The sequence below is a fragment of the Candidatus Synechococcus spongiarum SH4 genome (assembly GCF_000586015.1).
In the GTDB taxonomy this organism is placed as follows: domain Bacteria; phylum Cyanobacteriota; class Cyanobacteriia; order PCC-6307; family Cyanobiaceae; genus Synechococcus_B; species Synechococcus_B spongiarum_F.
Genome location: NZ_JENA01000151.1, coordinates 1 through 4174 on the forward strand (window position 1 = coordinate 1; position 4174 = coordinate 4174).

Genomic DNA, 4174 nt, shown 5'->3' on the forward strand with positions numbered 1-4174 from the left:
TTCGCCCGCACCGGGGATCCCCTGGGGTATGTGCAGGGGCGTCAAGTATTGGCCCTGGTGAAGGCTGTTGTGGCCCTGCAGCGGGACCATGGCGACCGCCAGAGTCGCCGCCACGCCCGCCTCAAGTACCTGCTTCACGACCGGGGCATGGATTGGTTCAAGGCCAGCCTCCCCCACTATTTCCATGGGGACGTCCGGCCCCTGCGGAAAGAGTCCGCCCGGAGGCTGGAGCACTACCTGGGTTGGCAACGGCAGGGGGATGGCCTGTGGTTTGTTGGCCTGCCGGTGATGACGGGGCGCGTGGCCGGCCCCCTCAAAGACACCCTGCGGGAACTGGTGCAGCGTTACCAGTTAGAGTTGCGCGTCACCCCCAATCAGGACATTCTGCTCTGCGGCATTGCCCCCAGCCAGAAGCGGGATGTTCAGGATCGCCTGGACGCCATTGGCTTGCAACAATCCGCCATGGGGGAGCCCACCGCCTCCCACGGGATTGCCTGCCCTGCCCTGCCCACCTGTGGTCTGGCCATCACCGAGTCGGAGCGCATCTTCCCCGACGTGCTGGCCCGCTTTGACGCACTGCGCCAGAGCCTGGGCATTCACCAACCCCTGTTGGTGCGCATGACCGGCTGCCCCAACGGCTGTAGCCGCCCCTACATGGCCGAGGTGGGACTGGTGGGCAGCGCAGCAGGTCACTATCAACTCTGGCTGGGGGGCGCCCCCGGCCTCACCACCTTGGCCCGCCCTGTCCTGGATCGCCTGCCCCTGGCGGATCTGGAAGCTGTCCTCCGTCCGGTGTTGAGCCGCTGGGCCCGGACCGCCGCCGACAAAAGCTTTGGCGCCTTCTGCCAGGACTACACCACCGAGGAATTGCGGGACCTGCTGGGGCCGCGCCAGTGATGCGCCAGCGGTGACACTATATAGTCTGATCCCGCAACCAAGGCTGCCCGGATGGCTTTGGCCGCCAGTGCCGTCTTGCTCTCGCTGGAGTCTTTGCTGTAGTTGAAGGTTTTGGCAACCCCAAGAAGCAGGGCGCCGGTGCCCCGCTCCTCCCCTATTGTATCGCCAATGACCGTTGCCAACGGCTCCAGTGAACCCTCCTGACGGTTCACCTGGGTAGTGTTCGTTGCTGTTCCCTCAATTGTCGTGGACCCGAGAATGTTTCCCGTACCCCCAGACTCCCCACCCTGACCGCCAGGGTCAGGGGAAAGTGGATATCATGCCCATGGCTCCAACCACCGTCAGCGACTGCACCATAGCGGGCCTCGGCCTGGCCGATCCGCCAGGCCCAAATGACGATGTCCGGCCCCATTGGCCCCCTGTCCCATGGGTTCACAAGCAAGCAAGCCAAGATGAAGACAGGTAAGGCGTCAAGAATCGTGAACTTCGGAGGGAAGGAAGATGGAACATGGTTGACGGATCGGTTGGTCAGATTGTAGACTCCTCTCAGAAGCATCAGTTTCCCCCCTGTGGGCATTTCAAGCACGGCTGCCGGCAGGTTCGGGAAAGTCTCCATGGCCCCGGGGAAGGGGATGGGCAGGAACGTGGCGGAAAAACGTCAGCCGGGTTTGTCGATAAACGCAGGCCGCAAGTTCACTAATCGCAAAGAATTGTTACAATCCCCCCCCGCCCCGCAGGGATTCTTAAGGGTTTAGAGGGCCGAACTGGGGCATCCGGCGGCGCTGCTGGGGGTGCATCAAGCGCTGCCGGGGGGAAAGGTTCGGATTGTCACTGTCATAGTCCGGTGACCCTTGCCGTGGGCAGGTCGGCTGGCCTTCGCAGGCGTTTGCAGCGTCTTCTTGCTGTGGTTTGCTGCGGATCCGCTGCCCTGGTTGTGGGCATGGCCACTCCGAATGCAGCGGCTAACGATCTGGAGCCGGACAAGGGGCAGGAGGAATCTATTGCACCAGTTTCTTCCATCAATGACTTTCGCGACATTGGAGACTCCTCCAACATTGCAAACCCCAATTACTGGGCGTACAGGCAACTATCCGATCTCGTCAAAGAACATGGATGTGTGGCTGGATTCCCTGACGGCACATTCCAAGGTGAGTGGCCTGCCACCCGCTTCGAGATGGTTACCCTCCTCAACTCCTGCCTAGAGTCCTTCTCTGCCAAGAGCCTAGGCCCTATCAAGCAAGATCTAAACAAGTATCTCGATCTTTATGTTAGAACAGAATTTATAACTGAAACAGAAAATTTTATAGCTGAAAATAAAATCACCACGAATAATTTATACCGTTCAACTTTTCTCAACATCGGTTTTTCAATCGGCTTAGCCATTGACTTTGCTATCAAATTGATTTACAATGAGAAAAAACAAATGCTTCTGTATATTATGGTACCAATCCTTACTCCGTTACTTGCTTTTCTCCTCGGTAACCTGACAAAACCCAATAAAGACATAGAAGAACGTAGTAAAGTTGAAATGTCATCGTCTACGGTACCTGCAGTGTCCACAGTACAATACCGATTCAATACTTCATAGCACCTTCAAACCTAAACATTCCAACCTTACAACATCATCAGTCATGCCTCACTCTGCCCCCTGTCCACTGACCCAGCTTGCCCGACAAGCAAAGGCTGCCATCTACAGCGTACTGCTGATTAACCTGGTTCCCTGACACAGCCATTGTTGGCATCGTAGGCCTTGCCTTCGACACTCTGTGAGCAGTTCTCCACGATACCATGACCGATCAGGTGATGGCCATCAAGGACCACAGGCCACATTGAGTTGGCCCTCTTTTCCTGGTCTTCTTATCCAGAACTTGAATCACTGTATCCTCATCCTCTCTCCCGCTCATGACCAACCCCAACTCTCGCCCCTTCTCTTCTTTCTCTAATCCCATGCCCCTGATCAAACCCATGAACTCAGCCGCAGCAATCATCCTCGAAAAACTGTTTGGGAAATACCAGACTTCCAAGCAGGTCAAGGGTGAAGGCTTCAGGCTTCCCTTGCTCAAGCAAGGACTGACTCTTGCCGCTGGATTATCAATCCTAATGCTTATTGATCTGAAGCCCGCACATGCAGATCTTATAATTTGCAATCAGAGTGGAGAGAAGGTATATGCGTCTGTTACGTATCATAAAAGTAGCAATGATGCTTGGACTAGTGTAGGTCATTATGGGATCAACAATAACAATTGCGATGACATCCTTAGCTTTGATCTCAATGAAACTGTGTATTTTTATGCACAGGCAAGCAGTACTAGAAGAACGCATCCCTCTAGAAATTCAACAGTCACTAGCTTCTGTATAGATAGAAAACACCAATATGAAGTTATATGGGATGGAGATGATAATATTCCTTATTATAAAGATCTCATTTATAGGTCTGATCGATTTAGATCCTGTACGGATATACATTCAGATTACGAAGAAGTAGGTTTCCGCGAGATCTCTGCAAGCTCCAGTTATGATCATTGTACGGTTGCACTTGGGAGAAATGGTAGTTCCTCATCATTTTGCTGGGATTAGAGAGCCACTGAATCTTAGGAGAGAGTAGAGTGGCGGACCTGGCCGTGGCCAAGGTGGTGGCGCCGCCGCCTTTTCCGGTGGCCCCCTTGGGAGATTCCGATACCCTGGAGGTGGGAGACTGGATTGTGGCCGTCGGTAAGCATCCTTCAGGAACGGATAACATGGATAACACGGTTGCCAGAGGCGTGATCAGCCGCCTCAACCATCACCAGGGCGACCCTGATCAACAGTTGGAGAAAATTCGGATTGACGCGGTCATTGATGTCGACAATGCTGGCGGACCTCTGGTCAATGTTGCGGGCAGAGTCGTCGGCATCAATACCCTGGCCCGCAGTGGCGAACCAACGGATCATCAGGGTTTTGCCATCCCCATCAACACGGCTCGCGCCGTTGCCGAGGAGTTGATCCGCACGGAGTTGAGTCATCCCACCTTGGGCGTCAGGCTGTGGTCCCTCACCCCTGCCCTGGCGCGGGAGTTCAATCAAAGCCCGGACAACACCGGCTTCCAGTTGCCGGAGCGCCACGGGGTGCTGATCCTCCACGTCCGGCCCCGGGGTCCTGCTGCGCAAGCAGAATTGCGGGCTGGAGACGTGGTGCTCACAGCCGCAGGCAACAAGCTCACCAGCCCCGGCGAACTGTTCCAGGCGGTGGAGTCCACCGGCGCGGGAGGGCGGCTGCAACTGGGGATCTGGCGGCAGGA

At 55.7% G+C, this 4174-nt stretch carries 5 protein-coding genes; 4 read left to right on the forward strand and 1 reads right to left on the reverse strand.

Annotation, left to right across the window (positions count from 1 at the left end):
• A partial coding sequence (locus BG35_RS0107145) for a ferredoxin-like domain-containing protein (protein WP_025782291.1) occupies nucleotides 1-897 on the forward strand: 897 nt, incomplete at its 5' end.
• Here BG35_RS0107145 and BG35_RS12755 read toward each other — a convergent pair.
• The gene (locus tag BG35_RS12755) at nucleotides 852-1109 is read right to left on the reverse strand and encodes a hypothetical protein (RefSeq protein ID WP_152535215.1); all 258 of its coding nucleotides are present in this window, start codon (nucleotides 1107-1109) and stop codon (nucleotides 852-854) included. The two genes, BG35_RS0107145 and BG35_RS12755, sit on opposite strands and share 46 nt — an antisense overlap.
• A gap of 632 nt (nucleotides 1110-1741) precedes the next feature.
• Here BG35_RS12755 and BG35_RS12760 point away from each other — a divergent pair.
• From BG35_RS12760 to BG35_RS0107165, 3 genes are all read left to right on the forward strand, one after another.
• On the forward strand, nucleotides 1742-2485 hold the full coding sequence (locus BG35_RS12760) for an S-layer homology domain-containing protein (protein WP_152535216.1): 744 nt from the start codon (nucleotides 1742-1744) through the stop codon (nucleotides 2483-2485).
• Nucleotides 2486-2844: 359 nt separating this feature from the next.
• Nucleotides 2845-3474, forward strand: coding sequence for a DUF1036 domain-containing protein (locus tag BG35_RS12135; protein WP_161632564.1), 630 nt, complete (start codon nucleotides 2845-2847; stop codon nucleotides 3472-3474).
• 44 nt (nucleotides 3475-3518) lie between these two features.
• Nucleotides 3519-4174: S1C family serine protease (locus BG35_RS0107165; RefSeq protein WP_161632565.1), on the forward strand; the 656-nt coding region annotated here is incomplete at its 3' end.